The organism is Pseudomonas sp. AC463 (assembly GCF_979253585.1).
The window spans coordinates 1-266 of sequence record NZ_CEEDDZ010000690.1; the positions used below are offsets into that span (position 1 = coordinate 1).

Annotated in this window: 1 protein-coding gene; it reads right to left on the reverse strand. The window is 67.7% G+C overall.

Annotation, left to right across the window (positions count from 1 at the left end; genetic code table 11):
- Positions 1 to 197: hypothetical protein (locus AC0IYH_RS31950; RefSeq protein WP_471838298.1), on the reverse strand; the 197-nt coding region annotated here is incomplete at its 3' end.
- Between the last annotated feature and the right edge of the window lie 69 nt (positions 198 to 266).

Genomic DNA, 266 nt, shown 5'->3' on the forward strand with positions numbered 1-266 from the left:
GCGTTGATCTGCGTCAGGCCGGCGAGCGGCGCCTCGCTTTTTGCATGAGTCCGGTTCGCCTCGACCCAGTTTTCCGCCTCGTCGAGTAGGAAGGCGATCTCATGCGGCTGGAGGCCGTCAATGCCGGTCAGGTGGCGATGCGGAAAGACCGCGCCCCCCTGGATCATCGTGGCGGGGCGGTGGTCTGAACGTTCCATCGACGCCCGCGGGTAGCGAAGCCGGGAGCGACGGGCAAGCTGCCGCTCCCGGTGTGCAGGTGTCAGGCG